The organism is Roseovarius sp. MBR-51 (assembly GCF_053628575.1).
Genome location: NZ_JBRJGQ010000002.1, coordinates 82577 through 107383, shown reverse-complemented (window position 1 = coordinate 107383; position 24807 = coordinate 82577). Strand labels below are relative to the sequence as shown.

Below are 24807 nucleotides of genomic sequence, written 5' to 3'. Positions count from 1 at the left end.
CCGAAGCCCCTGCTTGGCACAGACCTTGCAGCGATACACCTGACACCCTTCACGGAGCCCCCGGTATGATCGCCTCGGCATTGACAAGCATTCCTGCCCAAACAAGCCCGACCACCGGCCGCGGCAGCATGACACTTGCCGCACCCACCGCCAATAGCGGGGCCGCGCCGGCCCCAGGCTTTACCGCCCTCTTTGACGCAGCCCAAATCAACCTTCAGCACGGTCAACAAGACGCTCAGAATAGCGCCATTCAGAGCACTGATCCGCTCGCTTCTGCGCCCGCGATCCTCCTCAGTTCTCAGACATCCATGCCGACCAACCCTGCGCCCGTGCTTGCATCCGCAACTCAGGTCGTGCCGCGGGATGCTAGTACGATTGAGCCAACACCCACCGCGCCGCACGCCCTTGAAACCACGGCGGAGAATACGGGCCTGAGCCAAGCTCAGATCACCCCCGAACCCGCACCACAGATCGCGGCAGAATCGGACACTCCGCCACACCCCGAACAATCGGACCAACCGATGCCTCGACCGTCCGACTCTAAGATGCCCGAGACGAAGCAAACAGCGCTCGAAAGTGAGCCCTACGACACAGAAGCCCGCGACTTCTCGGACGCTTCGGGGACCACCACCCCCATCCTCTCGCCGATGGCGCTGCCCATCGCCCTCCCTCTTGCACCACAGGCAGTTGCTCACTCGCCTGTGCCAGTGGCACCCAATGCTCTCACTGAGGCCACAGACACCACGGAGTTACCGCCACTTGCGAGCCTCGTCGCCTCTCCCGACCTCGGCGCGCCAGACAATTCCTTCGACGCGGCCAGTGCAATCACCCTGTCTCTGACCACATCTGTCGCCGCGCCGCCCTCTGCGTCCAACGCATCCACACACCCCCAGCCTCTCGATTTCTCAGCCCCCACCTGGCCAGAACAGATGGTGCAGGACATCCGCCAGAGCACCGCCACCAACACCGATAGCCTGACCTTGACGCTCACCCCGGAACGTCTTGGCACTCTGCAGATCCGGCTCGAGATGCAGGACGGTCAGACCCATGTGCATATCGTCACCGAGACGCCCGAGGCCGCGCGCGCCATCGCCGAGGCCCAACCGAAACTGGCCGAGGCCATGGCCCGTGCGGGGCTCGAGATGGGCAATCAATCGACTGGCACAATGGGTGGCTCCGGCACCTCTGGCGGCGATGCCAACACCCGCAACCACGACCAGCCTGCTGCGGACCCTGGTACAAACACCCAGCACTCCGAACCGGATGTGGTGCCGACCCAAACCACGGCCCCGCGCCGTTCCTCACTCTCCTCCATTGATCTGATTGCCTGAGGTTCCCCATGGCCGATGCCGCTCTCCCCAATCTCGACGCCCGCCCCAAGGGCGGCTTCCTCAAGAAAATGCTGGTCTGGCTACTGATGGCGCTGCTCTTGGGTGGCGGTGGCTTTGGCGCGGGCTATTTTGTCTCTGGCGGGCGGTTATCGCCCTCACAAGAGGTGCTTCGCCTTATCGAACTGGAGACTGCAGCCGCAGAGACTGACGCCGGTGCCGAGCCCAAACGAATCCCGCGCGAAAAACCCGAAACGCCGGTGTTTGAAACCCTCTATCACGAGTTCCCAGAGGCTCTGACCACCAATCTCAAGGGCTCGCGCCGCTTTCTTCAGGTCGGCGTCGGCGTCTCCACCCAATATGATGCCAGCGTCATTACCCATATCGAAACCCACGCCATGGCCCTACGCTCTGACATGTTGGCGGTGATCTCGAGCTTTGCCGAAGAGGATGTCGAAGGCACTGCCGGGCGTGAAGCATTGGCCGAGGCGCTCAAAACCGCGATCAACTCCCGGCTTGAGGCACTCGAGGGCTTTGGTGGGATCGAAGGCGTGTTCTTTCCCTCCTTCGTTCTTCAATAGGGGTTGAGCATGGCCAGATCCACCACCAACGCCACCCATAAACTCAGTTCCAACGAGGTTGCAGCCCTTGTCGACGGCCTGCTCGATATGGAGAAAGAGGCCACCCACGGCACAGAGAGCGTCCGTCGCTACAAATTCGGCTCTGACAACCTGTCGATCATGGGCGATTACCATGGGTTGCGCATGGTCAACGAACGCTTCTGCCGCCTCGCACGCCCGGTATTTCTGCCCTTCCTGCGCATGCACCCGCGCATTTCGGCCTTCCCCCCCGAGGTCAAAAGCTTCTCGCAATATTGCGACGAGCTTGAGAATTTTGTCAGCCTCACCACTGCCCGCGTCGATGCGCTGCGCAGCAATCAATTGATCATGTTGCCGCCCAATTTCGTCTCGCTTTTGACAAACGCCTACTACGGCGGCAATATCGCCTATCTGCCGGGCGGGCGCGCGGAGTTCACCGCCAGCGAAAGCCGGGTAATCGAAATCGTGACCAAGGGCGTCTACCGCGCCTTGGAGGCGGCATGGCGTGATCTTGTGCCGCTGACCTTTGCCAGCCCAGTGCATGAGGACAACCTGCAATTCGCCACCTTCGTCGAAAGCGAGGAGAAAGTCGTCTGCTGCTCCTTTATCATCCAATTGCCCGAAGCCGACCCGGCCACGCTCGACCTCATCTATCCTCTACAGGCGCTCAAGCCTATCGCGGCGCGCCTGCGCTCGCGGATGCAGTCCGATCAGGTTGCCGATGACCTGCGTTGGCGCGCCCGCCTGCGCGAGGCGGTGATGGCCGTTCCGCTCAATGTAACGGCGCGACTGGCCGAACCAAATGTACCGCTCAGCGCGCTCACGGGTCTGCGTCCCGGACGGGTGGTGCCGGTCGATCTGGCACCGCGCCCGCAATTGCTCGTCGAAGGCACACCGCTCTTTGACGCCGAGCCCGGCGCTCAGAACGGCCACGCCGCTCTCTCGCTCACCCGCCGCCTAGAACCCTGATAAACCTGATCCTCAAGGAGATCATGCCATGAGCCTGCCCACGGACACCCCCACCATTACAGACCTGCCCGATATGGGACCGCATAATGTCGACTTGGGACTTCTGGCCAATGTCCGAGTCAGCATGACCGTTGAGGTGGGTAATACTCAGATCACGCTGCAAGACCTCTTGCGCCTCAACGAAGGCTCGGTGGTGGAACTTGACCGCATGGCCGGCGATCCGCTCGACATTCTGGTCAATGGCACCCCCATCGCCAAAGGTGAAGTTGTCGTCGTCGGCGAGAAATTTGGCATCCGCTTTGGCGATATCGTCGATCCCAAACAGCGGATCGAGACCGTCTAACTAACCCGTCTGCGTGGCACGAAACCTGCAGGGATTGATCAACCAATCCTTGCAGGAGAGACCCCGTGGAGCTGCTGACACCCGAACGCATTCTGACCCTTGCGGGGTTTCTGGGCGTTCTCGTCCTGATCTGGGCGGCCGTCCGCTTGAACCGCGCACCGCTTGCGGCGCGGTTTGGCGCGGGCCGCACCCTTGAAGTGGCTGAAACCCTCAGCTTGGGCGGTGACGCCCGCGCCATCCTCTTGCGCGCAGAAGGCCAAAGCGTTCTGGTGGTGATGGGCCGCAGATCCGGCACCGCTCTGACGCTCTTGCCCATGGGCCCTGTCGTGGAGGACGTCGCATGATCCGTCGCATTCCGCTTCTGGCACTCGTCCTTCTGCTGCCGTCGCCCCTGCTGGCGCAACAGGGACTGCCCGCGATCACACTTTCGGATGACGGCGGCACCACCTACTCGCTCTCGCTGCAAATCCTCGCCCTAATGACTGCGCTCACGGTCCTGCCCTCGTTGGTTCTGGGCATGACCGCCTTTACCCGCATCATCATTGTCCTGTCGATCCTGCGCCAAGCCATGGGCACACAGCAAACCCCACCCAATCAGGTGCTCATCGCGATCGCCCTCTTCTTGTCCTTCTTCGTCATGCAGCCAGTTCTGACTGACATCTATGAGACGTCGCTCAGCCCCTATCTTGATGGGCAGATGACCCCAGATATCGCCATTCGTGGCGCATGGGACAAACTCTCGACTTTCATGCTCGCGAATACCCGGCAGAACGATCTTCTGATGTTCGCCGAACTGGCAGGTGACGCGCCTTATGCCAGCGATGCCGAAGTGCCGGCCTCGGTCCTCTTGCCCGCCTATATCACCTCCGAACTCAAGACCGCGTTCCAGATCGGCTTTCTTCTCTTTTTGCCCTTTCTGGTGATCGACATGGTGATCGCCTCGATCCTGATGGCGCTTGGCATGATGATGCTGTCACCCATGATCGTGTCGCTACCCTTCAAGCTTCTGCTTTTCGTGCTGGTAGATGGCTGGGCGCTCACCATGGGCTCGCTTGCTTCCAGTTTTCAAGGAGCGCTCTGAGCCATGGACTTTGACGCGAACATAGAACATCTGCGCATGGCCTATTGGAATATCCTGCTCACAGCGGGTCCGGTTCTGCTCATCGCCCTCGCCGTGGGCCTTGTGATCGGCATCCTCCAGGCGGCCACCTCGATCAACGAGGCCACGCTCAGCTTCGTGCCGAAAATGGCCATCGTGATCCTGACCATGGGGCTGATGTCCGGGTTCATGCTCAGCACGATGACCGACTATTTTCTTCAGGTGTTTGACGCCATCGCGACGATCAACTGACATGCTGCCAGATTTCACCCCCTCTGCGACAGGCCTACCAGGGCTTGAACTTACCCAGTTTACAGGGATGGCACTTCAATTCCTGTTTGCCATGCTGCGTATCGGTGCCTTTGTCCTCTCTGCCCCCCTCTTTGCGGCTCGGTTCATTTCGCTGCCAGTGCGTATTATCATCTCGGTCTGCCTGACGATCCCGCTGATGGGTCGGGTACCGATCCCGGCACCCGATGCACTTGCCTCGCTCTCCAGCGTGGTCATCGCCCTGCGCGAACTGGCAATTGGGCTCTCGGCGGGAATGGTGCTGCAAATCCTCTTTGCCGCCGCTGTTATGGCTGGTGACCGGATCGCCAACACCGCCGGCCTGGGCCTTGCGGCACAGGTCGACCCCTCGACCGGCACGCAATCTCCGGTGATCGGCCAGTTCTTCATGCTCTTTCTGCTCGCCATCTTCGTAACCGAAGACGGCCATCTCGCCGTCATCCGCCTGATTCTGGACAGCTATCGAACCATACCCATCGGCACACCGATCAATGGCACGATCCTGATTGACGCTGGCATGGCGGCCACGACCAAGATGTTTCTCGACGCGGCGCAGCTGATGATGCCGGTCGTATCGGTTCTCTTGATCTTGAACATGGTGATCGGCGTGATCACCCGCTCGGCCCCCTCGCTCAATATATTTGCCTTTGGTTTTCCGCTGACCATGACCGCAACGCTACTTTTGCTCTTTCTCACTGTCACAAGCCTTGGTCCCGCCCTTTCCGAGCGGGTGGCACAGGCCTTGCAGCATCTCCTGCAGATGTTGAACGGATTACCCAATGGCTGACGCAGACGACGGACAGGAAAAAACCGAAGAGCCAACCGCGAAGCGCCGCCAAGAGGCGCGCGAGGAAGGCCGGATCACAACCTCTACCGAGGTCTTCGTGCTGGTCACGATGGGTATGGGTGCGCTCATGCTGATGGCCGGGCAATGGGCGCTCCCGGGGCTGGCGGGTCGTTGGGCCACCGGGCTCATCATCGACGGGGTGCAATCGCTCGACGCAATGATGTATGAGCGCACACGCACCATGATGCTCTGGATGCTCGCCGCCGGACCGGGGCTTGGTCTGCCGCTGCTCGCCACAGTCCTGGTGGCGCAGAGCGTCATGGGTGGTCTCAATTTCGCCCCCAAGGCGATCGGCTTCAAGCCGGAGAAAATCAACCCACTGACCGGGTTGGGGCGCATGGCTTCGATGAAATCGCTCGTCGATCTGGGCAAAGCTGTCCTGAAGGTCACTCTCTTGCTCACGGCCGGCATACTCATGCTTTACCCGCTCCTGCCTGCGCTGGAAGGCTCTGCGGCGCTCTCTCCTGGCGATGCCATGGTGCTCTTTGGCACGGCCATGCTGCGGGTGCTGGGCGGACTGCTGATCGGGCTCGTCGTGATCGCCGCGCTCGATCTCGGCTGGCAGATCCACACAAACACCAAATCCATGCGCATGTCCCGGCAGGATATCAAGGATGAATCCAAGGAATCCGAAGGCTCGCCCGAGCAGAAAGGCGCTATGCGCCGACGCCAGATGCAGGCCTCGCGCCGCGCCTCGGAACGCAAGGCTCTGGCCGATGTGCCACTGGCCACCGCCATCATCACCAACCCCACGCATTTCGCCGTCGCCCTGCGCTACGAGCCGGGCACCGATGCCGCACCGCGCATCCTCGCCATGGGCAAGGGCGCGATGGCGCAGGCCGTAATCCGCCGGGGCCGCCGTGCCGGTGTCACCACGCTTCAGGTGCCGCCACTCGCGCGCGCGCTCTACTTTACCGGCGGGATTGGCCGGGAAATCCCCGATGTGCTCTTTGCCGCCGTGGCGGTGATCCTCGCCCATGTCTGGCGTCTGGAACAAGGGCAACCCGCCCCCATGCCCGATGTGGACCTGCCTCCCGACCTTACCCTCGACGAATTCGGTCGCCCCCTCAAATGGAGAACCCAATGACACACCGCCACCGTTCCACAGGTGAGATGATCTCGACCCTTTGCTTCATCGGTGTGGGTTTCTGGTGTCTCGGCACAGCCCTAGATGCGGCACAGCCCAAATCCGCTCTGCTCATTCTGTGCGCCTTCGCCAGCCTTGCAGGAGCGGCACGCCATCTCATCGCGCGCGCGTTTGAACGCACGTGAGGGCGTCCAGTTCTCAGTGCTCCATGCGCAGCAACCCAATTTAAAAACCGTATTCAACAGTCGCTCAGCCATTCAATAGGAAATCCGCAACACCTTTTGCTAGACCTTGACCCGCCCCCACCGTAACTATTGAACTTCACACCGGAATGGCTATCAGATGGACGCGGTTCACGATGCGCGGGGTTGGGGTGCGTAGCAAGGCCGTGATCGACAACAGCGCAGGACAACCCACGCAATGCCCATGAAAATCCTACTTGCCGATGATCACAACCTCTTGGCCGAGGCGGTCGGCAATATGCTCAACGCCCTGCCCGGCAACGAGGCGATCACCACTGATTCCTACGATGGCATCCTCAGCCTGCTGGCCGAGCATTCCGATGTCGATATCGTGCTTCTCGACCTCAAGATGCCCGGTATGGTCGGTCTCGCCAGCGTCAAGAGCGTCATCGAAAAATCCGCCCCGGCCAAGGTGGTGCTCTTCACCGGCATGGTGGACCGGCATTTTCTGCACAGCGCGCTGGAACTCGGCTGCAAGGGGCTGATCCCCAAAACGATGCCGCTGCAATCTCTCAACAGCGTGTTGCAACTGATCATGTCCGGACAAACTTTTGTGCCGATGGATGCAGGCACCACGGGCCACGACAAATCTGGCCCCGATCACGACCTGACCGAAAAGGAACTCTTCGTGCTGCGTCTTGCCGCCGACGGCCTGACCAACAAGGAAATCGCCCGCGACATGGGCACAAACGAGGTGACCGTGAAAATGCACATGCGCGCGATCTGCAAAAAGCTGGGCGCCCGCAACCGCGCCCATGCCGCGATGATCAGCCGCGAGCGCGCGCTTATCTGACGGGGCGACTTCGCAAGTTGGAACAAAGAATGCGTTCTAGGCGATTGGCTTCGTCCACATCCATGACCGCGCGGAACGCGCCGCCTCGCGGCAACTCTCCTGTTGCCCTCCTACTCCGCCCCATCGCCCGCATGAAACACCATCTCGCGCCCCGCGTCATTGGACAGGATCAACACATCCCCCAGAACCTCGACCAAGGTCATTTCGCCCAGCGCAGTGAAATACAGCGCCTCTGCCGCCATTTCGGAACAAGCGCGCTTGGTTGCCACCACATTCTCGGCTGAAAACCACGGATAGGGCGCGGTCTGCCGCCCGGAATAGCCGTTACAGGGGGCCGCACCCGCAAATTCCCCCTCTGCCGGAAACGTCAACGTCGCCTTTGCCGCAAACGCAGCCCCGTCAAGGCTCTCCAGATGCCAGACCGCCTCGGCCCCACCATAGCCCGTCACCGTTTCATCCTTGCAGTAGCCCAGCACCGACAGCGCCATGACCGCCAAAACCAGCCGCATCGCCCTTACCTCAGCGCCAGAATGAGGTCGACCAGCGATCCGATGGCAGGCGCGGCCTGATCCTGCGCGGGATCACGCATCGCCTGCATGCCAATGGCGGAGGCATAGAGAATCCGCGCCATTTCCAGATTGCCGATGTCGCAGGCAGAAAGCAGCCGATGAAGCCGCGCCAAACGAATCTCATCCACCCGCGCCACCGCCTCTGCGGCGACAGGATCGGTCCCGGCCCAGGCCCGGATCGCTGATTCGGCGCGTAAGGTCACGCTCTCGGCCTCTGCGGTGGCGGCCATCGCCTGCGCGCATCCCCGCAGCCGCGCCACCTCTGTGGACGCCTCCGATGCCGCCTCCAGCACGCGCGCGGCCTCGTCCTGCCACAGCGTCAAAAGCGCCGCAGAATAGGCCGGAACATCCGCAAAATGCCAGTAAAACGACCCTTTGGTCGCCCCCAACCGCCGCGCCAAGGGCTCTGCTCCCAGCGCCGCCGGGCCTGTCTCGCACAGCGCCTCGAACCCGGCCAACAGCCAGTCATCTTGGGTCAAGCGGGGGCGGCGCAATGCGGTCATGCCTCAGCCATACGCAGCCCGCCTGCCCCCCGCAAGAGGCGGGACTGTCGCGGGGGGCCTGTAAAACGCCTGTCGCAAAAGTTTTACGCGTCTGTCGCAAACTCTTTGAGAACCGACGTTAGGTGGTGGCCCGACCCAAGGAGGCATCGACCGTGCTCAGCATCGAGAAACTGACCAGAACCTTTGGCCAGAACACCGCCGTCGACAAGGTGTCCTTTACCGTCGAGAAACCGGCGATGATCGGCATCATTGGCCGCTCGGGGGCTGGCAAATCCACCCTCCTGCGGATGATCAACCGCCTGACCGATGCCACCTCTGGCCAGATCCTGTTCGAGGGGCGCGATGTGACCGCGCTCAAGGGCGGCGACAAGCGCGCCTGGCAATCCAACTGCGCCATGATCTTTCAGCAATTCAACCTCGTGCCGCGGATGGATGTGGTCTCGAACGTGCTGCACGGCACATTGAACCGCCGCTCGACCTTCGCCACGATGTTCAACCTCTATCCCGACGCCGATATTCACCGCGCCATCGAAATCCTCGACCGGCTGGGCATCGCCGATCATGCCCCCAAACGCGCCGAGGCGCTGTCGGGCGGCCAGCAACAGCGCGTGGCGATTGCCCGCGCCCTGATGCAGGACCCCAAGATCGTGCTCGCGGATGAACCCATCGCCAGCCTCGATCCGATGAATGCGCAACTGGTCATGGACGACCTGCGCCGCATCCATGAAGAGGACGGGCGCACGGTCATTGCCAACCTGCACACGCTCGACACCGCGCGCCGCTACTGCGACCGGGTGATCGGCATGCTGCATGGCCGCATCGTGTTTGACGGAACCCCGGCGCAACTGACCACCGGTGTCGCGCGCGACATCTACGGTGCCGATGCCTCGTTTTCGGAAGACAGCACCTCGACCTCGATTGAAACGCTCGACCGCAGCACCGCCCGCGCCCGGCGCGAAGCCGAGGCGGCGGTCTGACGACGCCAGAACCACCCATGGCCCGCCGGGGGTGGCGGGTCGCAACCCAACCGGAGAGACATCCATGAAGACTCTACTTGCTGCCATCGTCGCCACCACCGCTCTGGTCAGCCCCGCGCTGGCAGAGGACAAGATCACCGAATTCCGCATCGGCGTTCTTGGCGGTGAAAACGCTCAGGACCGCATGACCTCGAACGAGTGTCTGCGTGTGAAAACCGAGGAATTGCTCGGCGTGCCCACCAAGGTCTTTACCCCCGCCGATTACGACGGCGTGATCCAAGGCCTCTTGGGCGGCACCATCGACGTGGCCTGGCTCGGTGCGTCGGCCTATGCCAAGACCTACCTGACCGATCCCACCGCGGTCGAGCCGGTTCTGGTCAAGGTCAACATGGACGGCTCTTATGGCTATTACGCCGTCGGCTTTACCCGCAAAGAGACCGGCATCACCTCGCTCGCCGACATGAAGGGCAAGACCTTTGGCTTTGGCGATCCGAACTCGACCAGCGGCTATCTGATCCCCTCGATCGAAATCCCTGTCGAAACCGGAGCCAGCATGGACTCGGGCGATTACTTTGGCGAAGTGAAATTCACCGGCGGCCATGAGCAGACCATCGTTGCCGTCGCCAATGGCGATATCGACGCGGGCGTGACCTGGGCCGATGGTCAGGGCGCATGGGAAGACGGCTATAATTCGGGCGCGCTGCGCAAGGCCGTGGACGCGGGCCTTGTCGATATGAACCAGATCGTTGAAATCTGGAAATCCAAACCCATCCCCGAAGGCCCCGTCGTGCTGCGTCAGGCGCTGCCCGAGGATGTGAAACTCAAGGTCACGGGCCTCTGGGCCTCGCTGAAATCCATCGACCCCGATTGCGCGTATGGCGTGCTTCAGGGCGAGGCGCTTGGCTTCATGCCCGTCACCCATGACGCTTATCTCTCGATCATCGAGGCGCGCAAGGCCGCGAACTAAGGCCCAAACGCTGACACCAGACCGGGCCTGCACCCTCGCAGGCCCGGTTTCGCATGACGGGGGACCAGAATGACCGATATGACCGCAGGACAGGCCGCCGCACGGGTTAAATCCGTGCAGGACGCCTATATGGAGATGACCCGGCGCAAACGCCTCTATGGCATGGTGATGCTGGTCGTCTTCATCGCCCTCATGGTCTCGGGCTTTCGCGTGGCGGATGCGCGCAACGCGGGCGGATTTTGGGACGGGATCGGCAATATCTTTCAGTTTCCGGGCGAGGTTCTGTCCGAGGCAGGCCAGAAAATCGCCAATCTGCCGGGGCTGATGGCGAAATTCCTGCCCTCGCTGATCGAGACCGTGAATATCGCCGCCGCCTCTACCCTCTTGGGCGCGCTTGGCGCGGTGATGATCTCGCTCTTGGCCACGCGCGGCCTTGCCAAATGGCCGCGCCTCATTGGCCTTTTCCGCCGCGTGATGGATATCCTGCGCGCGGTGCCCGAGATTGTGATTGCCCTCGTGCTGATCTTCATCCTTGGCGGCGGCCCGGTGCCCGCGATGATCGCCATCGCGCTGCATACCATGGGCGCGCTTGGCAAACTCTTTTCCGAGGTCAATGAAAACGCCAGCCTCAAACCCGTCGAGGGGCTGCAATCGGTGGGGGCATCCTGGGGCCAGCGCATGTGGCTGGGCGTCATCCCGCAGGTGGCGCCCAATTATCTCAGCTACGCGCTCCTGCGGTTCGAAATCAACATCCGCGCCTCTGCCATCCTCGGCTTTGTCGGCTCGGGCGGCATCGGCTATGACCTGAAAAACGCCTTTAGCTGGGGGCAAGGGCGCTATGACGAGGTCGCGGCGATCTTTCTGCTGCTCTTTGGCACCATCGTCCTCTTTGACCAGATTTCCAGCCATTTCCGCAACAAGCTGATCGGCGAGGGCTAAGACCATGAGCATGATGACCGATGTTCTTCCCACCCGCTTTGACGCCACCGCGTTCTTTCGCCGCAAACGGCGACTGGCCTTTGCGTTTCCGGCTGTGATCCTCGCCTATTTTGTCTATATCTTCTTTGCTTTCGACATCCTGGGTCTGGCCGAGCGCGCGCGCCTCGACAACGCCCGCATCCTCGTCGCCGACAGCTACAGCTACAAGACGCATGTCACCCGCGACAACCGCAGCGGCGCGCTCAGCATCGCGATCGAAGGCGAGAACAAGGGCACCTGGCCAGAAGGGCGCAGCCCCGATTGGGTCGACATCCAGAGCCCCGAGCGCACGCTTGTCAGCCTCAAGCACGGCCAAGAGGTGCTGATTGACGGCAATACCATGCGCTATGACGTGCCGGGCTATGGGCTGATCGAGGCCGAGGTCTCGCGCCGCGAGGGTATCAAACTCTCCCTGCCCACCGACACAATCCCAGACTGGATCAGCGCCAGCGATGCCCGCGTCGACATCACCACCGACGCAGGCCGTGTGACCCTGACAAGGGCGCGCACCGAGGTCATGCGCTATCACTTCGGCTGGGAACTCTTCTGGTTCACGCTCGATAGCCCGTTCTATGCCAAGAGCTTGGGGGAATTGGCAACACTTGCGGTGTCCTCCGACCGCATTGTCGAGGGCAAGAGCAACCTCGCCGCCATGGCACATGACGTCTGGAACAACCGCATGTGGCAGCACAAGGACGTGATATGGGCCATCTTCGAGACCATCCTCATGGCCTTTCTCGGCACCATGGGGGCTGGTATCGTCGCCCTGCCGCTGGCCTTTGCCGCAGCGCGCAACTTTTCGCCCTTCATGGCGGTGCGCGCCGCTGTGCGGCGGGTCTTTGACCTCTTGCGCGGGGTCGATGCGCTGATCTGGACGCTGGTGCTGGCGCGCGCCTTTGGCCCCGGCCCGATGACCGGCGCGCTGGCCATCCTGCTGACCGACACCGGCACTTTCGGCAAACTCTTTTCCGAGGCGCTGGAGAACATCGATAAAAATCAGATTGAAGGCGTGCAATCGACCGGGGCCAAACCGCTGCAACGCTATCGGTTCGGCGTGATCCCCCAGATCACGCCCGTCCTGCTCAGCCAATTGCTCTATTACCTCGAATCCAACACCCGAAGCGCCACCGTGATCGGAGCCATCACCGGCGGCGGCATCGGCCTCTTGCTCACCCAGGCGATGATCACACAAAAGGACTGGGAAGAGGTCAGCTATTACATCATCCTCATTCTGATGATGGTGATGCTGATGGACACCCTGTCCGGCTGGCTGCGCCGCAAACTCATCACTTCGGACGACAGCGGGCACTGAAAGGGCGGATTTGAGTATTTGATCCATAAAGAAACAGCCCTCGGTATTCTTCTTGGACCAAATACTCCCGCCGGAGGCCCGAAACCCTGATGGAGCGCACCATGCCCCGATTGCAGGCCGACAAGGCCCTGATTCACCCTGATTGCGAGATCACCGATTGCGAATTCGGCATCTATACAGAGGTCGGGCGCGACAGTCGCCTCGCGCATGTGGCGATGGGGGATTATTCCTATTGCGACCGGTCCTGCGATCTAGCCAATGCCGAAATCGGCAAATTCGCCAATATCGCAAGCTTTGTGCGGATCGGGGCCACCGATCACCCGCTCGACCGCGCCAGCCTGCACCACTTTCTCTATCGCTCGGCCAGCTATTGGCCAGACGCGCCTGACGATGCGCATTGGTTCGACAAACGCCGCGCCCGCGTGGCGCGGATCGGCCATGACACATGGATCGGCCATAATGCGCAAGTGAAGCCCGAGATCACCGTGGGCCATGGCGCGGTGATTGCTGCGGGCGCCGTGGTCACGCATGACGTGGCCCCCTATACGATCGTCGCGGGCGTGCCCGCCCAACCGCTGCGCCCGCGCCTCGCCCCTGCCGTGGCAGAGCGCATGATGGCGCTTGCATGGTGGGATTGGGATCACGTTCGCCTGCGGGAAACCTTGGACGATTTCCGCAGCCTGAATGCCGAGGCGTTTCTCGAAAAGCACGGCGGTTGAGCACGAAAAAAGGCGACCACTCAGGGTCGCCTTGGGATGCTGAAATCGCGGGATGAAAAAGGCAGGTGGAATGGCCTTGCTGATAGGCGCGCCAGATGACAGCGCCGTGACAAGTCGCGCTTTTTTACAAATCCGCCAGCGTCAGCGTGATCCGGTCCCCGGCAAACCAGGTGCGGCCATATTCGATGGGCCGCCCCTCGGGGTCCACATTGACCGCTATGGTGCGCAGGATCGGCGCGCCGGGGCTGAGCGCCAGATGCCCAGCCTGCATCGGGCTTGCCAGTTTCGCGTTGAGCCGGGTCGAGGCGCGGGTGAAATCCGCCACCCCCTGTTCGGCCAGCGCCGCCGTCACCGATCTCAGCCGCCCCAGCGCCTCGGGCAGGCCGGGAAACCGCGCCGCCGGAAAGGTGCTGCGAAAGAGTGCCACGGGCACGCCGTCCGCCAGCGACAGCCCGTCAAAGACATGCACAGCACCGCCGGGCGGCAGGCCCAGCGCCTCGGCCTCGGCGGCATCGGCGCTGCGGGTTTCCAGCGCCAGAATTTCCTTGGTCGGCAACCGCCCGGCAGCCTGCAAGTTGCGGTGAAACCGCACCCGTCGGCCAATCGGATATTCGGTCGGGCGATGCGCCACGAACACGCCCGCTCCGCGCCGGCTAAAGATCATCCCCGCCTCGGCCAAGGCCCCGAGCGCGCGGCGCACCGTATGGCGATTGACGCCGAAACGCCCCGCCAGCGCCGCCTCGGTCGGCAGCTTGTCTCCGGGCCCATAGCGCCCCGCCGCAATATCGCCGCTCAGGCTGTCATGGATCGCCCGCCAGAGCGCGTCAGGTTTTTCTCGGCTCATGTCACAGAAGTTTCACCTGTTGCGGCCTTGCTAGGGGCCGGGGTTTCGCGTATAGATTTGTCTAGTTGTATAGTAATATCGACAACTTCGCAAGATGTCCAGCAAGGTATCCGCATGAGCAAAGAAACCGAGCGCAAAGGCTGGATGGGCCTCTTGGCACGCGCCCCCGCCGAAGAGGTGCATCGCCTCTGGTCCGAGAGCGGGCTGGCCCCCGACCACGCTTACTTGCGCGCCCCCGAAGTGGGCGGAGTGATGGTGCGGGGCCGCGCGGGGGCCACCGGGGCCGCCTTTAACCTTGGCGAAATGACCGTCACCCGTTGCGCCCTGCAACTGGGCGATGGCCGCGTCGGTCACGGCTATGTGCAGGGCCGCGACAAGCGTCACGCCATGCAAGCCGCCTTACTTGACGCGCTGATGCAGGGAGCCGAGGCCGAGATGATCCGCACCCAAATCCTCACACCCTTGACCGAGGCCGAGACCACCCGTCGCCAGACCCGCGCCGCCCGCGCGGCGGCGACCAAGGTCGATTTCTTCACCCTTGTGCGCGGAGAGGATTGATGCAGACCGAGGCCCTGACCGGCGGTTTTACCAACGCCCCGACCCAAGCCGCCGAGGCGTTTCGCGCGGTGATGCGGGCCATGGCCCGCCCCGGCACCATCGAGCGGATCATGGGGGCTCTGCCCCCCGCACCGCTCTCAAACGCCACCGGTGCTGTGATCCTCACCTTGTGTGATCCCGAAACGCCGGTGCATCTGGCGGGGGCAAGCGATACCCCAATGGTGCGCAACTGGATCACCTTTCACACCGGCGCGCCGCTGGTGGACCGCGCCCGCGCCAGCTTTGCGCTCGGGTCGTGGCAGGCGCTCTTGCCCCTCACCGACTATCCCATCGGCAGCGGCGAATACCCTGACCGCTCGACCACCCTGATTGTCGAGATGCCCGCGCTCACGCAAACCGGCGCGCGCCTCGCCGGACCGGGGATTGAAACCACCGCCGCCCTCTCGCTGCCCGAGAGCACCGCCTTTCAGCGCAACGCGGCGCTCTATCCCTTGGGGCTAGATTTCCTCTTCACCTCAAGCGATCACCTCGCGGCCCTGCCGCGCTCAACCCGCGTGGAGGGCCACTAGATGTATGTCGCAGTCAAAGGCGGCGAACGCGCCATCGACAACGCCCATGCCTGGCTCGCTGAAGAGCGGCGCGGCGACACCAACATCGCCGAATTATCCGTGGCGCAAATCCGCGAACAACTTAGCCTCGCCGTCAACCGCGTCATGGCCGAAGGCTCGCTCTATGATCCAGACCTCGCCGCGCTCGCCATCAAACAGGCGCGCGGCGATCTGATCGAGGCGATTTTCCTGATCCGCGCCTATCGCACCACCCTGCCCCGCTTTGGCGCGTCACATCCGGTGGAGACCGCCGCCATGCGGTGTGACCGGCGCATCTCGGCCACGTTCAAGGATGCGCCGGGCGGGCAAGTACTTGGCCCGACCTTTGACTACACCCACCGCCTCTTGGATTTCAAACTGGCGGCCGAAGGCGAAACGCCTGCGGCCCCGACAGCAACACCCAGCCCCGGCCCCACGCCGCATATCATGGGCTATCTCGACCGCGAGGGGCTGATCCAGCAAGAAAACCCAAGCGATACCACGCCCCCCGACCTCACCCGCGAACCGATGCAATTGCCGGCCTCCCGCGCGCTGCGGCTTCAGGCGCTCACACGCGGCGATGAGGGGTTCATCCTATCGCTCGCCTATTCCACCCAGCGCGGCTATGCCCGCAATCACGCCTTTGTGGGGGAATTACGCATCGGCGCGGTGGCTGTGGAAATGGACATCCCCGAACTGGGTTTTGCGATTGAGTTGGGCGAAATCACCCTCACCGAATGTGAGACGGTGAACCAATTCAAAGGCTCCAAGACCGAGCCGCCACAATTCACCCGTGGCTATGGGCTGGTCTTTGGCCAGACCGAGCGCAAGGCCATCGCCATGGCGCTCGTGGACCGCGCGCTACGCTGGCGGGAACTGGGCGAAGAGAACCAAGGCGCACCCGCACAGGACGAGGAATTCGTCCTCATGCATGCCGACAACATTCAGGCGACGGGTTTTCTCGAACATATCAAGCTGCCGCATTACGTCGATTTCCAGTCCGAATTGGAACTGGTGCGCAAACTCCGCCGCGATGCCGAGGGCGCAGCCCACCGGGAGGCGGCGGAATGAGTATTTTTGCCATAAAGAAGCAGGTCCAGCCATGACCCTCATCGTCTTTGACATCGGCAATGTCCTCTTGCGCTGGGACCCGCAGGCGGCCTTTCGTCATGCCCTGGACAGCGACGCCGAGATTGACGCGCTGCTGACAGAGGTCGAATTCTACGACTGGAATTATGAACAGGACCGGGGCCGGAGCCGGGCCGAGGCGGTGGCGACGATTGCCGCCCACTGGCCACACCATGCAGACCTCATGGACGGCTATTTCGACCGCTTCGGCCTGACCATCCAGAACCGCATCCAAGGGTCATGGGACATCGCCACCACGCTCAAGGATAGCGGCCACCGCCTCTGGGCGCTCACCAATTTTTCGGCCGACACCTGGCCGCAGGCGCTCCACCTGCATCCCGACCTGACCACGCTGTTCGAGGGCATCGTCGTGTCGGGGCACGAGCGCATGGTCAAACCCGACCGTGAGATTTTCGATCTCCTCTGCACCCGCGCCAATGCCGCACCCGAGGCGTGTTATTTCATCGACGACAGCGCCGACAACGTGGCCGGTGCCCGCGCCGCTGGCTGGCAGGCGCATCACTTCACCGGGCCCGAGGGCCTGCACGCCGACCTGCGTGACCGGGGGCTTTTATGACCGATTACAACTTTGCCTATCTCGATGAGCAGACCAAACGCATGATCCGCCGCGCCATTCTCAAGGCGCTGGCGATCCCCGGCTATCAGGTGCCCTTTGCCAGCCGCGAAATGCCGATGCCTTATGGCTGGGGCACCGGCGGCGTGCAGGTCTCTGCCGCCTGCCTCACCCCCGGCGACACGTTCAAGGTGATCGACCAAGGGGCGGACGATACCACCAACGCCGTCTCGATCCGCAAGTTCTTTGAGAAGACCGCAGGTGTCGCCACCACCGAGCAAACGGCACAGGCCAGCCTCATCCAGACCCGGCACCGCATCCCCGAGGAACCGCTGACCGAGGATCAGATCCTCGTCTATCAGGTGCCGATCCCCGAACCGCTGCGGTTTCTCGAACCCTCCGAGGTCGAGACCCGCAAGATGCACGCGCTCGAGGAATATGGCCTCATGCATGTCAAACTCTACGAAGACATCAGCCAGCACGGGGCCATCGCCACCGCCTATGCCTATCCGGTCAAGGTCGAGGGGCGCTATGTGATGGACCCCTCCCCGATCCCCAAATTCGATAACCCCAAACTGAGCATGGCCGCGATCCAGCTTTTCGGCGCGGGGCGCGAGCAGCGCATCTATGCCCTGCCCCCCTATACCCAAGTCATCAGCCTCGATTTCGAGGATCACCCGTTCGAGGCCACCAAGGCCGCGCATGATTGCGACCTCTGCGGCGCGGCTGACAGCTATCTTGACGAGGTCATCATGGATGACGCGGGCGGGCGCATGTTCGTCTGCTCTGACACCGATTATTGCCGGTCGCGGCGCGCGGCGGGCCATGTGGGTGCCCAAGGTGCCCCCTATGAGGAGGCCACGACGTGACCCCGCTTCTCAACGTGCGCGATCTCGCCAAATTCTACGGGTCCCGGCGCGGCTGCGAGGGCGTCAGCTTTGATCTCTGGCCGGGCGAGGTGATGGGCATTGTCGGCGAGAGCGGATCGGGCAAATCCACGCTTCTGTCCTGCCTTGCCGGGCACCTGCCGCCCGACCGGGGCGAGGTGATCTTTGACACGCGCGGCCACGGTCCCCGCGACACGCTCACCATGTCAGAGCCTGAACGCCGGATGCTCATGCGCACCGATTGGGCCTTTGTCCATCAGCACGCCCGCGATGGGCTGCGCATGGGGGTTTCGGCGGGCGGCAATGTGGGCGAACGCCTGATGGCCGTCGGCGCGCGGCATTACGGGCAGATCCGCGATCAGGCGATCGACTGGCTTGGCCGGGTCGAGATTGCCGCCGACCGCATCGATGACAAACCGCAGGCGTTCTCGGGTGGCATGCAGCAACGCCTGCAAATCGCCCGCAACCTTGTGACCGGCCCGCGCCTTGTGTTTATGGACGAACCCACCGGCGGACTTGATGTCAGCGTGCAGGCGCGGCTCTTGGACCTTTTGCGCGGGCTTGTGCGCGAAATGGGGCTCTCGGCCATTATCGTCACGCATGATCTGGCGGTGGTGCGCCTGCTCGCGGATCGGCTGATGGTGATGAAGGATGGCCGCGTGGTCGAAGAAGGCCTGACCGATCAGGTGCTCGACGACCCGCAACACGGCTATACGCAACTGCTTGTTTCCAGCGTATTGCAGGTCTGACCGCAGGAAAGGATACGCGCGATGATCACCTATTACGCCAAGGACCAGACCGGATTGCGCAAGGTGCCAGACTTGGGCGACGCCCCCGTGCTCTGGATCGACATGCTCTCTCCGGATGCGCAAGACCTGGCGCAGATGTCCGGGCGTCTCGGCATCGCCCTGCCCAGCCGCGAGGATCAGGAGGAGATCGAGCAATCCTCGCGCCTCTATCTCGAAGAGGGTGTGCCGGTGATGACCGCCCTGCTGCCCGCGCGCAACGACGCAGGCGAAACCATTGTCGGCCCGGTGTCTTTTGTGCTCATGACCGACCGGCTGGTGACGCTCCGCCACCATAGCCCGCGCCCCTTTACCACCTATCCCGACAAGGCCGGAAAATCCTCATACGGCTGCGCCAGTACAGAGGCGGTGCTGATTGGCCTGATCGAGGAAATCATCGACCGGCTGGCCGATATCATCGAACAGACCGGCCGCGATATCGACGCGCTGTCCAAGCGCATCTTTGGCGACAAGCCCCTCAATACCGCCGCTTACCGCACCGCGCTGCGCGACATCGGTCAGGCCGACGGGCGCGTCATGCAAATCCGCGAGAGCCTGATGACGCTCGAGCGCCTGCTTGGCTTTCTCATGCCAGTGATCGAGGCGCGACGCAGCGCCAAGGCCCTGCGCGGCGCGCTCAAATCGCAATATCGCGACGTGCGCGCGATCACCGAACAGGCAGGCTATCTGCAACAGAAAACTGGCTTCATGCTCGATGCGGCCCTGGGCCTCATCACCATCGAACAAAACGCCATCATCAAGATTTTCTCAGTGGCGGCGGTGGCCTTTCTGCCGCCCACGCTGGTGGCCTCCATCTACGGCATGAATTTCGAGGTCATGCCGGAACTGTCCTGGCCCTTCGGCTATCCGATGGCGCTTGGGCTCATGGCGCTGTCGGCGCTGGTGCCGCTCTGGATTTTCCGCCGCCGCGGCTGGTTATGAACATGGGAGACCCGCAATGATCGAGATCGACGGCCTGAGCAAGAGCTTTACCCTGCACAATCAGGGCGGCGCGGTCATTCCGGTGATGGCCGGCGCGCATCTGCACGTGGCCCCCGGCGACTGCGTGGCTCTGACCGGCTCTTCCGGCGCGGGCAAATCCACCCTCATGCGGATGATCTATGGCAATTACCGCGCCAATGCGGGCCGCATTCTGGTGGGTGACACCGATGTCGCCCGCGCCGCCCCGCGCGAGATCATCCAACTCCGCCGTCACACTCTGGGCTATGTCAGCCAGTTCCTGCGCGTCGTGCCGCGCGTGCCCACCCGCGACGTGGTGGCCGAACCGCTCTTGATCCTTGGCACCCCGCGCGAGGCGGCCTTGGCCCGCGCCGAGGCGCTGCTTGCGCGCCTCAACATCCCCGAACGGCTCTGGTCGCTCAGCCCCACTACCTTTTCGGGCGGCGAGCAGCAGCGCGTCAATATCGCGCGCGGCTTTGCCCATGACTTTCCAGCCCTCTTGCTCGATGAACCCACCGCCAGCCTTGACGCCACCAACCGCGAGGTGGTGCTGACCCTCATCGAAGAAGCCAAGGCGCGCGGCGCGGCCATCGTCGGCATTTTCCACGACGAGGCCGCGCGCGCCCGCGTCTGCGACCGAGAGGTGGATGTGACCGCCTTCACCCCGGCGCGCGCGGCATGACGCGCGGCCGCCTCATCGCCGTGGTCGGCCCTTCGGGTGTGGGCAAGGACACGCTGATGCGCGCCATGATCGCAGAGCGCCCCGGCCTGCGCCGCGTGCGCCGTGTCATCACCCGCCCCCCCGACCCCGAGGGCGAAGGCCATGAAGCGGTGAGCGAGACCGAATTCGACGCCCGCCTCAAGGAGGGCGGCTTTGCGCTCCACTGGCGCGCGCATGGCCTGCGCTACGGTATTCCCGTGGGCATCTGCCTTGATCTGGCGGCGGGGCGCGACCTGCTCGTGAACCTCTCGCGCGGCGTCCTGCCCGAGGCTCAGGCGCGGTTCAAGCCGTTCTTGATCCTGCACCTGACCGCCACGCCGCAGGTGCTGGCCGCCCGCCTTGACGCGCGCGGGCGCGAAACCCCGCAGGACATCACCGAACGGCTGACCGGCGCGGATCTTGCCCTGCCCGAGGGGGTCGGCCCGGTCGTGACCCTCGACACCGACGCGCCCCTGCCCCGGCTGACCAAGTCGGCGCTCAAATCCATCTATGCGGTGAGGGTCTGACGGTGGATCAGATGAAACCGCCCCGCCCCATCCTCGCCCATCAGCGACAGCGCGTCGATCACATAGGGGCGCGGCAGATGCCCGCCGATCAGCCCCTCCAGCGCCGCCTTGATCCCCGGCAATTCCCCCTTGGGCCGCTTGCCCGTGAGCGTGATGTGAAACCGGAATTCCTCCATCACATAGGGATAACCCCAGCGCAGCAACAGCGCGTCTTGCGCGGGGCTCAGACCCCCCGCCCGTCGCCGCGCCACTTGCGCCTCGCTCAAGGGCGCGCGCCACGGCTCGAACGCCGCCACGGCCCGCGCGGCCAAGCCGCTCAAAGCGCCCTGATCCCCCACCGGCACCAGCGCCAGAAACCGGCCAAGCGCCGCAATCTCCAACCCCTCCAGCGTGACCGCCGCCTCGCCTGCGCAAAACCGCTCGAAGGCCGCGATCAACGACGCCTCCCTTTGTCCCTCGGCCAGAGCAAACGGCGGCTTGATCGTCGCATGCAGCCCGTACTTGCGCGGGGTCTCGGTGATCTCGGCCACCGGTGCCGGCAGGCCCGGCACCTCTGGATGCGCCACGGTACAGCCCTGCGCGGCGTCCCATCCCAACCACGCCGCGCCAAGGGCGGCAAATTCCCCCTCGGGGGGCGTGACATAAACAGCGTAGCGGTGAAAATCCATGATCTCTCTCGTCGGGTTGCCGTGACGTGCCAAGAAAGCGTGACATCCCAATGACAGAAGACATCATTCTCGCCAATGCCCTCCTCGTTCTGCCGACCGAGGTGATCCGCGGCGCGCTGCGTCTCCGGGGCGGTAAGATCGCCGCCATCGACAGCGGCGCAGCCCTGCAGCCCGGTGCGGTGGATTGCGGCGGCGATTACCTCGCCCCCGGTCTGATCGAGCTGCACACCGACAATCTGGAGCGCCACATCCAACCCCGCCCCAAGGTGGATTGGCCACACAATGCCGCCATCCTCGCCCATGATGCGGAACTGGCCAGCGTTGGCATCACCACCGTCTTTGACGCGATGCGCGTGGGCTCCATCCCCACCGGCGTCGGGCGCTACAGCAAATATGCGCGTGGCCTCGCCAACGAACTCCTCAGCCTGCGCGCCGAGGATGCGCTCAAGATCAGCCACTTCCTGCATCTTCGCGCCGAGGTCTGCTCGGAAACGCTGGAAGAGGAGATGGAGCAATTCGGCCCCGACGACCGCGTCGGCATCGTCAGCCTGATGGACCACACGCCCGGTCAGCGCCAGTTCCGCGACATCACGAAACTCGAGGAGTATATGAAGGGCAAACATGCCCTCACCGACGCGGAATTCGACCAGCATGTCGCCCAACTCAAGGCGCTGCGCGCCGCCCATGGCGATCGCCACGAGGCCGCCGCCGTGGCCCACGCCGCGCGCTATGGTGCGGTGCTGGCAAGCCATGATGACACCACCGCGGCACAGGTGGCGGTGTCGCAAGGCTACGGCATCTGCCTCGCAGAGTTTCCCACCACGGTTGAGGCCGCAAGCGCCTGCCATGCCCATGCCATCAGCGTCATTATGGGGGCGCCCAATCTCATTCGGGGCGGCTCGCATTCCGGCAATGTCGCGGCGGGGGACCTGGCCGACATGGGCTATCTCGACATCCTCTCTTCGGATTACGTGCCCTCCGCGCTGCTTTTGGGCGCTGTGCAACTGGGCGCACGCTGGGGCGACATGGCGCGCGGGCTTGCCACCGTCACCGCCAATCCCGCCCGCGCCGTGGGCCTCTCGGATCGTGGCCAACTGGCGGTTGACGCCCGCGCCGATCTCATCCGCTTTCGCCTGCGCAGCGATGCCCCGGCGCTGCGCGGTGTCTGGTCGCAGGGTCGCCGCGTCGCCTGAGCCCGCTTTGACAAGGGCCAAATCGGGGCGCATAACAGGCGCGAATTCAATCGCTTGCGCCGGAGGCCCCGATGACCCAGCCGCTTTTCACCCTGCCCCAACCGCACCTCGTGCCGATCACCGGCACGGATCAGGGCTATCCGGTGCAGCGCATCTTCTGCGTCGGGCGCAACTATGCCGCCCACGCGCTCGAAATGGGCAATGAGGTGGACCGCGAAGCGCCTTTCTACTTCAACAAGGCGCCGCAAACCCTCTGCCTGAGTGGCTCCAGCATCCCCTACCCGCTCGAAACCTCGGATTGCCATCACGAGATGGAATTTGTCGTGGCCCTCAGCGCCCCCGCCTTTCGCGTCAGCACGGCGGACGCAATGGATGCGGTCTACGGCTATGCCTGCGGCATCGACCTCACCCGCCGCGACCTGCAAGGCGTGGCCAAGGAAAAGCGCCGCCCCTGGGACATCGGCAAGGATTTCGAAAACGCTTCGATCATCGCCCCGCTTACCCCCAAATCCGAGTTTGGTGCCATCGCGGACCAAACCATCCGCCTCTCTGTGGACGGGCGCACCGTGCAAGAGGCGACGCTGGCCGATATGATCTGGTCCGTGCCCGAAATCATCGCGCATCTGTCGCGCTTTTATCACCTCGCCCCCGGCGACCTGATCTATACTGGCACGCCCGCAGGTGTCGGCCCCGTGCTGCCCGGCAATACGCTCTTGGGTGAAATCGACGGTCTGGCCCCGCTTACCCTCACCATCACTGCCGCAGAGTAGACCCGATGACCGAAGCCGCCCAAGGCCGCCTGCAATATGTGCCGGTCACACTCTTTACCATTGTGATGGGTCTTTGCGGCTTTACCCTCGCGCTCCGCGCGGGCGAAAACTCCCTTGGCCTCACGCACGTGGCCTCTTCGGCGGCGCATTGGCTGACCATGGCAGTCTTTGCCGCCGTGGCGCTTGGCTATCTCGCCAAGGCGCTCCTCCACCCTGCCGCCGTCACCGCAGAATGGCGACACCCGGTCAAACTCGCCTTTTTCCCGGCGATTTCCATCGCGCTGGTGCTGATGTCCATCGTCATGCTGGTCCCCGCGCCGGGGATTGCGCATGTGATGTGGCTGATTGCTGTGCCCATGCAACTGGTCCTGACCCTCGCCGTGGTCAGCGGCTGGATCAGCGCCCGCGCCTTTCAACACGGGCACCTCTCGCCCGCGTGGTTCATTCCGGCGGTGGGCAATGTGATCGTGGCCATCGCCGGGGTGCCGCTCGGCTACCCGGAAATAAGCTGGTTCTTCACCAGCGTCGGCCTCATCTTCTGGATTGTCCTGCTGACGCTGGTGATGAACCGCCTGATCTTTCACGATCCCCTGCCCGAGCGTTTGCAACCCTCGCTGGTGATCCTGATCGCGCCCCCTGCGGTGGGCTTCCTCGCTTGGGTGGAACTGGTGGGCGGGGTCGATGCCTTTGCCCGCGTGCTCCTCAATTGCGCTTATCTCTTCACGCTCATTGTCGCGGTGCAACTCCCCAAGCTCTTGAAGTTGCAATTCTCTCTCGCCTTCTGGGCGCTCAGCTTTCCCATGGCAGGCGTCACCATCGCGAGCTTCAGCTATGCAAACGCAGTCGGCTCTCCGGGACACCGCCTGATCGGCCTAGCCCTTCTCGCGGCCCTCTGCGTGATCATCGCGGCGCTCCTCTGGCGCACGCTCAAAGCCCTGCGCGCCGGCGTGATCTTTCAACCCGATTGAACGGCTGAGCCAAGCACCCACCCGTTCCTCTGCAGTCA

The 24807-nt window shown here is 63.3% G+C and carries 32 protein-coding genes; 28 read left to right on the top strand and 4 right to left on the bottom strand.

Going from position 1 to position 24807, the window contains the following annotated elements:
• Positions 1-128: 128 nt before the first annotated feature.
• The 11 genes from ACSSVY_RS03035 (at position 129) to ACSSVY_RS02985 (ending at position 7595) form a co-directional block, all read left to right on the top strand.
• Positions 129-1331, top strand: coding sequence for a flagellar hook-length control protein FliK (locus ACSSVY_RS03035; RefSeq protein WP_454267969.1), 1203 nt, complete (start codon positions 129-131; stop codon positions 1329-1331).
• Between the two features lie 8 nt (positions 1332-1339).
• Positions 1340-1909: a flagellar basal body-associated FliL family protein gene (locus ACSSVY_RS03030; RefSeq protein WP_454267968.1), complete on the top strand. Its 570-nt coding sequence runs from the start codon at positions 1340-1342 to the stop codon at positions 1907-1909.
• A 9-nt stretch (positions 1910-1918) separates the two neighbouring features.
• Positions 1919-2896, top strand: coding sequence for a flagellar motor switch protein FliM (gene fliM / locus ACSSVY_RS03025; RefSeq protein WP_454267967.1), 978 nt, complete (start codon positions 1919-1921; stop codon positions 2894-2896).
• A 73-nt stretch (positions 2897-2969) separates the two neighbouring features.
• The gene (gene fliN / locus ACSSVY_RS03020) at positions 2970-3239 is read left to right on the top strand and encodes a flagellar motor switch protein FliN (RefSeq protein ID WP_045682536.1); all 270 of its coding nucleotides are present in this window, start codon (positions 2970-2972) and stop codon (positions 3237-3239) included.
• Between the two features lie 65 nt (positions 3240-3304).
• Positions 3305-3583: a hypothetical protein gene (locus tag ACSSVY_RS03015; RefSeq protein ID WP_454267966.1), complete on the top strand. Its 279-nt coding sequence runs from the start codon at positions 3305-3307 to the stop codon at positions 3581-3583.
• A complete protein-coding gene (fliP, locus tag ACSSVY_RS03010) occupies positions 3580-4320 on the top strand; it encodes a flagellar type III secretion system pore protein FliP (RefSeq protein WP_454267965.1) in 741 nt (246 codons plus the stop codon). Before ACSSVY_RS03015 ends, fliP begins: the two co-directional genes overlap by 4 nt.
• A 3-nt stretch (positions 4321-4323) precedes the next feature.
• The gene (fliQ, locus tag ACSSVY_RS03005; protein WP_454267964.1) at positions 4324-4590 is read left to right on the top strand and encodes a flagellar biosynthesis protein FliQ; all 267 of its coding nucleotides are present in this window, start codon (positions 4324-4326) and stop codon (positions 4588-4590) included.
• A 67-nt stretch (positions 4591-4657) separates the two neighbouring features.
• Positions 4658-5413, top strand: a complete 756-nt coding sequence (fliR, locus tag ACSSVY_RS03000) for a flagellar biosynthetic protein FliR (protein ID WP_454267963.1) — start codon at positions 4658-4660, stop codon at positions 5411-5413.
• Positions 5406-6560 (top strand): EscU/YscU/HrcU family type III secretion system export apparatus switch protein, encoded by a 1155-nt coding sequence (locus ACSSVY_RS02995; RefSeq protein ID WP_454267962.1) that lies wholly within the window; start codon positions 5406-5408, stop codon positions 6558-6560. The genes fliR and ACSSVY_RS02995 overlap by 8 nt, the downstream gene beginning before the upstream one ends.
• Positions 6557-6745 carry a hypothetical protein gene (locus tag ACSSVY_RS02990; RefSeq protein WP_454267961.1) on the top strand — a complete coding sequence of 63 codons (189 nt, stop codon included), beginning with the start codon at positions 6557-6559 and terminating at the stop codon, positions 6743-6745. Before ACSSVY_RS02995 ends, ACSSVY_RS02990 begins: the two co-directional genes overlap by 4 nt.
• 241 nt (positions 6746-6986) lie before the next feature.
• On the top strand, positions 6987-7595 hold the full coding sequence (locus ACSSVY_RS02985; RefSeq protein WP_045682540.1) for a LuxR C-terminal-related transcriptional regulator: 609 nt from the start codon (positions 6987-6989) through the stop codon (positions 7593-7595).
• 110 nt (positions 7596-7705) lie between these two features.
• On the opposite strand, the gene ACSSVY_RS02980 is transcribed toward ACSSVY_RS02985, so the two are convergent.
• Positions 7706-8104: an META domain-containing protein gene (locus ACSSVY_RS02980; RefSeq protein WP_454267960.1), complete on the bottom strand. Its 399-nt coding sequence runs from the start codon at positions 8102-8104 to the stop codon at positions 7706-7708.
• Positions 8105-8109: 5 nt separating this feature from the next.
• Positions 8110-8667 carry a TetR/AcrR family transcriptional regulator gene (locus tag ACSSVY_RS02975; protein WP_454267959.1) on the bottom strand — a complete coding sequence of 186 codons (558 nt, stop codon included), beginning with the start codon at positions 8665-8667 and terminating at the stop codon, positions 8110-8112.
• A 152-nt stretch (positions 8668-8819) separates the two neighbouring features.
• Here ACSSVY_RS02975 and phnC point away from each other — a divergent pair, with 152 nt between their 5' ends.
• From phnC to ACSSVY_RS02950, 5 genes are all read left to right on the top strand, one after another.
• Complete coding sequence (gene phnC, locus ACSSVY_RS02970) at positions 8820-9644, top strand: phosphonate ABC transporter ATP-binding protein (RefSeq protein WP_454268225.1); 825 nt, start codon at positions 8820-8822, stop codon at positions 9642-9644.
• A 64-nt stretch (positions 9645-9708) separates the two neighbouring features.
• Positions 9709-10611 (top strand): phosphonate ABC transporter substrate-binding protein, encoded by a 903-nt coding sequence (phnD, locus tag ACSSVY_RS02965; protein ID WP_454267958.1) that lies wholly within the window; start codon positions 9709-9711, stop codon positions 10609-10611.
• A gap of 69 nt (positions 10612-10680) precedes the next feature.
• Positions 10681-11550: a phosphonate ABC transporter, permease protein PhnE gene (gene phnE / locus ACSSVY_RS02960; protein ID WP_454267957.1), complete on the top strand. Its 870-nt coding sequence runs from the start codon at positions 10681-10683 to the stop codon at positions 11548-11550.
• Positions 11551-11554: 4 nt separating this feature from the next.
• Positions 11555-12901: a phosphonate ABC transporter, permease protein PhnE gene (gene phnE / locus ACSSVY_RS02955; protein WP_454267956.1), complete on the top strand. Its 1347-nt coding sequence runs from the start codon at positions 11555-11557 to the stop codon at positions 12899-12901.
• Positions 12902-13002: 101 nt separating this feature from the next.
• Positions 13003-13620 carry a chloramphenicol acetyltransferase gene (locus ACSSVY_RS02950; RefSeq protein ID WP_454267955.1) on the top strand — a complete coding sequence of 206 codons (618 nt, stop codon included), beginning with the start codon at positions 13003-13005 and terminating at the stop codon, positions 13618-13620.
• A 124-nt stretch (positions 13621-13744) separates the two neighbouring features.
• On the opposite strand, the gene phnF is transcribed toward ACSSVY_RS02950, so the two are convergent.
• Complete coding sequence (gene phnF / locus ACSSVY_RS02945; RefSeq protein ID WP_454267954.1) at positions 13745-14464, bottom strand: phosphonate metabolism transcriptional regulator PhnF; 720 nt, start codon at positions 14462-14464, stop codon at positions 13745-13747.
• A 114-nt stretch (positions 14465-14578) separates the two neighbouring features.
• On the opposite strand from phnF, the gene phnG reads away from it, so the two are divergent.
• The 9 genes from phnG to phnN are packed head-to-tail and all read left to right on the top strand — an operon-like array spanning position 14579 to position 21170.
• On the top strand, positions 14579-15022 hold the full coding sequence (gene phnG / locus ACSSVY_RS02940; RefSeq protein WP_454267953.1) for a phosphonate C-P lyase system protein PhnG: 444 nt from the start codon (positions 14579-14581) through the stop codon (positions 15020-15022).
• Complete coding sequence (gene phnH, locus ACSSVY_RS02935) at positions 15022-15591, top strand: phosphonate C-P lyase system protein PhnH (protein WP_454267952.1); 570 nt, start codon at positions 15022-15024, stop codon at positions 15589-15591. Before phnG ends, phnH begins: the two co-directional genes overlap by 1 nt.
• A complete protein-coding gene (locus ACSSVY_RS02930) occupies positions 15592-16680 on the top strand; it encodes a carbon-phosphorus lyase complex subunit PhnI (protein WP_454267951.1) in 1089 nt (362 codons plus the stop codon).
• 31 nt (positions 16681-16711) lie between these two features.
• The gene (locus tag ACSSVY_RS02925) at positions 16712-17314 is read left to right on the top strand and encodes an HAD family hydrolase (protein WP_454267950.1); all 603 of its coding nucleotides are present in this window, start codon (positions 16712-16714) and stop codon (positions 17312-17314) included.
• Positions 17311-18180 (top strand): alpha-D-ribose 1-methylphosphonate 5-phosphate C-P-lyase PhnJ, encoded by an 870-nt coding sequence (locus tag ACSSVY_RS02920; RefSeq protein ID WP_454267949.1) that lies wholly within the window; start codon positions 17311-17313, stop codon positions 18178-18180. The genes ACSSVY_RS02925 and ACSSVY_RS02920 overlap by 4 nt, the downstream gene beginning before the upstream one ends.
• Positions 18177-18947: a phosphonate C-P lyase system protein PhnK gene (gene phnK, locus ACSSVY_RS02915; protein ID WP_454267947.1), complete on the top strand. Its 771-nt coding sequence runs from the start codon at positions 18177-18179 to the stop codon at positions 18945-18947. Before ACSSVY_RS02920 ends, phnK begins: the two co-directional genes overlap by 4 nt.
• A 21-nt stretch (positions 18948-18968) precedes the next feature.
• Positions 18969-19925 (top strand): magnesium transporter CorA family protein, encoded by a 957-nt coding sequence (locus ACSSVY_RS02910; protein ID WP_454267946.1) that lies wholly within the window; start codon positions 18969-18971, stop codon positions 19923-19925.
• Positions 19926-19941: 16 nt separating this feature from the next.
• Positions 19942-20625, top strand: a complete 684-nt coding sequence (gene phnL, locus ACSSVY_RS02905) for a phosphonate C-P lyase system protein PhnL (RefSeq protein WP_454267945.1) — start codon at positions 19942-19944, stop codon at positions 20623-20625.
• On the top strand, positions 20622-21170 hold the full coding sequence (gene phnN, locus ACSSVY_RS02900) for a phosphonate metabolism protein/1,5-bisphosphokinase (PRPP-forming) PhnN (RefSeq protein ID WP_454267944.1): 549 nt from the start codon (positions 20622-20624) through the stop codon (positions 21168-21170). Before phnL ends, phnN begins: the two co-directional genes overlap by 4 nt.
• On the opposite strand, the gene ACSSVY_RS02895 is transcribed toward phnN, so the two are convergent.
• On the bottom strand, positions 21152-21838 hold the full coding sequence (locus ACSSVY_RS02895) for a DUF1045 domain-containing protein (protein WP_454267942.1): 687 nt from the start codon (positions 21836-21838) through the stop codon (positions 21152-21154). The genes phnN and ACSSVY_RS02895 overlap by 19 nt on opposite strands.
• A 50-nt stretch (positions 21839-21888) precedes the next feature.
• Between ACSSVY_RS02895 and ACSSVY_RS02890 the strand changes: the two genes are divergently transcribed.
• The 3 genes from ACSSVY_RS02890 to ACSSVY_RS02880 all read left to right on the top strand — a co-directional run bounded on the left by ACSSVY_RS02890 (position 21889) and on the right by ACSSVY_RS02880 (position 24769).
• Positions 21889-23031, top strand: coding sequence for an alpha-D-ribose 1-methylphosphonate 5-triphosphate diphosphatase (locus ACSSVY_RS02890; protein ID WP_454267940.1), 1143 nt, complete (start codon positions 21889-21891; stop codon positions 23029-23031).
• A 71-nt stretch (positions 23032-23102) separates the two neighbouring features.
• On the top strand, positions 23103-23801 hold the full coding sequence (locus tag ACSSVY_RS02885; protein WP_454267939.1) for a fumarylacetoacetate hydrolase family protein: 699 nt from the start codon (positions 23103-23105) through the stop codon (positions 23799-23801).
• A 5-nt stretch (positions 23802-23806) separates the two neighbouring features.
• Positions 23807-24769 carry an SLAC1 anion channel family protein gene (locus ACSSVY_RS02880; RefSeq protein WP_454267938.1) on the top strand — a complete coding sequence of 321 codons (963 nt, stop codon included), beginning with the start codon at positions 23807-23809 and terminating at the stop codon, positions 24767-24769.
• Positions 24770-24807 lie beyond the last annotated feature (38 nt).

Bases quoted from the DNA above. Each gene is read 5' to 3' on its own strand.
- ACSSVY_RS02910 (WP_454267946.1), top strand. From the start codon at position 18,969: ATGATCACCTATTACGCCAAGGACCAGACCGGATTGCGCAAGGTGCCA.
- ACSSVY_RS02990 (WP_454267961.1), top strand. From the start codon at position 6,557: ATGACACACCGCCACCGTTCCACAGGTGAGATGATCTCGACCCTTTGC.
- fliP (WP_454267965.1), top strand. From the start codon at position 3,580: ATGATCCGTCGCATTCCGCTTCTGGCACTCGTCCTTCTGCTGCCGTCG.
- ACSSVY_RS02930 (WP_454267951.1), top strand. From the start codon at position 15,592: ATGTATGTCGCAGTCAAAGGCGGCGAACGCGCCATCGACAACGCCCAT.
- phnE (WP_454267957.1), top strand. From the start codon at position 10,681: ATGACCGATATGACCGCAGGACAGGCCGCCGCACGGGTTAAATCCGTG.
- ACSSVY_RS03035 (WP_454267969.1), top strand. From the start codon at position 129: ATGACACTTGCCGCACCCACCGCCAATAGCGGGGCCGCGCCGGCCCCA.
- ACSSVY_RS02895 (WP_454267942.1), bottom strand. From the start codon at position 21,838: ATGGATTTTCACCGCTACGCTGTTTATGTCACGCCCCCCGAGGGGGAA.
- phnF (WP_454267954.1), bottom strand. From the start codon at position 14,464: ATGAGCCGAGAAAAACCTGACGCGCTCTGGCGGGCGATCCATGACAGC.
- ACSSVY_RS03030 (WP_454267968.1), top strand. From the start codon at position 1,340: ATGGCCGATGCCGCTCTCCCCAATCTCGACGCCCGCCCCAAGGGCGGC.
- ACSSVY_RS02980 (WP_454267960.1), bottom strand. From the start codon at position 8,104: ATGCGGCTGGTTTTGGCGGTCATGGCGCTGTCGGTGCTGGGCTACTGC.
- ACSSVY_RS02880 (WP_454267938.1), top strand. From the start codon at position 23,807: ATGACCGAAGCCGCCCAAGGCCGCCTGCAATATGTGCCGGTCACACTC.
- fliQ (WP_454267964.1), top strand. From the start codon at position 4,324: ATGGACTTTGACGCGAACATAGAACATCTGCGCATGGCCTATTGGAAT.
- fliM (WP_454267967.1), top strand. From the start codon at position 1,919: ATGGCCAGATCCACCACCAACGCCACCCATAAACTCAGTTCCAACGAG.
- ACSSVY_RS02995 (WP_454267962.1), top strand. From the start codon at position 5,406: ATGGCTGACGCAGACGACGGACAGGAAAAAACCGAAGAGCCAACCGCG.
- phnG (WP_454267953.1), top strand. From the start codon at position 14,579: ATGAGCAAAGAAACCGAGCGCAAAGGCTGGATGGGCCTCTTGGCACGC.
- ACSSVY_RS02890 (WP_454267940.1), top strand. From the start codon at position 21,889: ATGACAGAAGACATCATTCTCGCCAATGCCCTCCTCGTTCTGCCGACC.
- ACSSVY_RS02950 (WP_454267955.1), top strand. From the start codon at position 13,003: ATGCCCCGATTGCAGGCCGACAAGGCCCTGATTCACCCTGATTGCGAG.
- ACSSVY_RS02925 (WP_454267950.1), top strand. From the start codon at position 16,712: ATGACCCTCATCGTCTTTGACATCGGCAATGTCCTCTTGCGCTGGGAC.
- ACSSVY_RS02885 (WP_454267939.1), top strand. From the start codon at position 23,103: ATGACCCAGCCGCTTTTCACCCTGCCCCAACCGCACCTCGTGCCGATC.
- phnL (WP_454267945.1), top strand. From the start codon at position 19,942: ATGATCGAGATCGACGGCCTGAGCAAGAGCTTTACCCTGCACAATCAG.
- ACSSVY_RS02985 (WP_045682540.1), top strand. From the start codon at position 6,987: ATGAAAATCCTACTTGCCGATGATCACAACCTCTTGGCCGAGGCGGTC.
- phnN (WP_454267944.1), top strand. From the start codon at position 20,622: ATGACGCGCGGCCGCCTCATCGCCGTGGTCGGCCCTTCGGGTGTGGGC.
- phnE (WP_454267956.1), top strand. From the start codon at position 11,555: ATGAGCATGATGACCGATGTTCTTCCCACCCGCTTTGACGCCACCGCG.
- fliR (WP_454267963.1), top strand. From the start codon at position 4,658: ATGGCACTTCAATTCCTGTTTGCCATGCTGCGTATCGGTGCCTTTGTC.
- phnD (WP_454267958.1), top strand. From the start codon at position 9,709: ATGAAGACTCTACTTGCTGCCATCGTCGCCACCACCGCTCTGGTCAGC.
- phnH (WP_454267952.1), top strand. From the start codon at position 15,022: ATGCAGACCGAGGCCCTGACCGGCGGTTTTACCAACGCCCCGACCCAA.
- ACSSVY_RS02975 (WP_454267959.1), bottom strand. From the start codon at position 8,667: ATGACCGCATTGCGCCGCCCCCGCTTGACCCAAGATGACTGGCTGTTG.
- ACSSVY_RS02920 (WP_454267949.1), top strand. From the start codon at position 17,311: ATGACCGATTACAACTTTGCCTATCTCGATGAGCAGACCAAACGCATG.
- fliN (WP_045682536.1), top strand. From the start codon at position 2,970: ATGGGACCGCATAATGTCGACTTGGGACTTCTGGCCAATGTCCGAGTC.